Source organism: Dolichospermum sp. UHCC 0352, from assembly GCF_009711925.1.
Lineage (GTDB): Bacteria > Cyanobacteriota > Cyanobacteriia > Cyanobacteriales > Nostocaceae > Dolichospermum > Dolichospermum lemmermannii.
This window is the reverse complement of sequence record NZ_VIKY01000246.1, coordinates 1,314-3,034: the sequence shown is the minus strand read 5'-3', so window position 1 is coordinate 3,034 and position 1,721 is coordinate 1,314. Positions and strand designations below refer to the sequence as shown.

General features: G+C 39.0%; 4 protein-coding genes and 1 pseudogene. 2 read left to right on the top strand and 3 right to left on the bottom strand.

Annotation, left to right across the window (positions count from 1 at the left end; translation table 11 throughout):
• The 3 genes from FJR06_RS17935 to FJR06_RS17925 all read right to left on the bottom strand — a co-directional run.
• A partial coding sequence (locus FJR06_RS17935; RefSeq protein WP_168651950.1) for a hypothetical protein occupies positions 1-336 on the bottom strand: 336 nt, incomplete at its 3' end.
• Between the two features lie 49 nt (positions 337-385).
• Positions 386-568, bottom strand: coding sequence for a plasmid partition protein ParG (locus tag FJR06_RS17930; RefSeq protein WP_168651949.1), 183 nt, complete (start codon positions 566-568; stop codon positions 386-388).
• A 33-nt stretch (positions 569-601) separates the two neighbouring features.
• Positions 602-790 (bottom strand): hypothetical protein, encoded by a 189-nt coding sequence (locus FJR06_RS17925; RefSeq protein ID WP_168651948.1) that lies wholly within the window; start codon positions 788-790, stop codon positions 602-604.
• Between the two features lie 129 nt (positions 791-919).
• Here FJR06_RS17925 and FJR06_RS17920 point away from each other — a divergent pair, with 129 nt between their 5' ends.
• On the top strand, positions 920-1,345 hold the full coding sequence (locus tag FJR06_RS17920; RefSeq protein ID WP_168651947.1) for a hypothetical protein: 426 nt from the start codon (positions 920-922) through the stop codon (positions 1,343-1,345).
• 3 nt (positions 1,346-1,348) lie between these two features.
• Positions 1,349-1,721, top strand: a pseudogene (locus FJR06_RS17915) (hypothetical protein); the annotation flags it as partial.

Here is a 1,721-nt window from a genome sequence, read left to right as displayed (position 1 = left end):
CTTGATCAAGATTGCCTCTAATCTTTCCAGTGCAGCGTTAGTTGATCTTTGATTTTCCTCAAACCGTTGCTGATGTAGCTCAAGATTGCGGTTAATTCCTACCACCACATCCTCTAATAAGGCAGTTCGGGCGTTATTGTTGATGATTATCTCATCTAACATGGTGCTACGCCCCAATACCATCTGTGTTGTATTGATAAAGTCATCAAGTTTGTAGCTTATTTCAGTAACGTTGTTAGCTAGAGTATCTAGTTTGACTGTTACTGTATTTAAATGTTCTGTGGTGCGCTCTAGATTGGCTTCTATCCGGTCTAGTCGGGATGGTTCAGTTGTCATGGTTCTGTGGTGTGGTGTGGGCGATCGCTCCGTAGGAATCGCACTTTTGCTAGTTAGATTTTTGGTAATTCGGATCGTGTTCTGTAACGTAAGTCTCTACAAATTCCGTTACAACTTCACTCATATTTTTACCTTGTCTGGCACAGACGGCTTTAAAGGTATTCCTGAGTGATTCACTCATAAAAATTCTTAAAGAAATAGTTTTGTCCTCAGAATTAGAAGGTTCAGCCATTAGTAACAGTAGTAGTTATTGTGTCAATTATCCCTATTGTGGCACTTCTGTCAATAAATAGGAATTAACACTACTTGCACTACTGTTACTGTATGCTATACTATCACTATAGCCAAGTAAATGCAACCCCACCGCATCCTTAATAGTCCTGTATGGCGTGATTGTGAAGGTTTTAGCGTAAATTCTGGCAATACAGCTACAGCATAAATGCTCACAGTGCATAACAGTTCACTCCTAAAATGCAAGATGCTTAGTACAAGTACGCTATATGCGTAATTCAAATAAGCAGGATGTGAATTACTTGCACTGCAAATATGCAAATTACACTTAGTGCATACTGCATGAGAAATTATGGAAGAATCGCGGACAATTTACGAAACTTTAGCAGGTTGTAGGGTAAATGATGTGCATTGGTGGCGAGTCAAAAAGACAATGACCGCGTGTGAATTACCCCTAACAAAATCAGGGTTTGAATTGTTTATCTCACTCAAAAAAACTTCACCAAGATACTTCTCTCAATACCACAAAATCAAGTCCCAAATAACCCAACAAATAGAACAGGCAATAGGTGAAGGTATCACGGGGGAACAGTTCCTAAAACTTCTAGAACAGCTAAACATTAACCCCAATCAGTCAACAGTTTCCAGATGGTTTAAAGGGTGCGGTGGTTTCAAGAATAAAGGTTTCTATAACAGAACTGTTCTGTTACCAATTCTCGCAGTAAGTCTCATCTATAAGTCCAAAGTTCAATCTAACCAACTATCAAAGGTAGCCTAAATCATGTTAACCACAATAGCAAAACGTATTCAGTCACGTCTATCGCGTCAAGGTGTAAAAGCGGCGTTAGGAGAAATAAAGGAACAGTGCGATCGCTTAATTCCTGATATTGAGAACCCAACAGATCAAGAGGTTTTATCTGTAGTAGATCATTTCCTATCTACTGCCACCAAATTAACAGTAGTTAGTGACGACATACCCACAGAAGATTTAACAGAAGTAGAGGAAACATTTAGCAGTGTAGATGTTGAAACTGGAAACATTGCAGAACCTACACAGATGGAACTGGAAACATTAACCAGTGAAGATGTAGACATAGTAAACAGTGTAGACAATGCTATCAATACAGCATCTATACAGGATATAGATAGCAGTG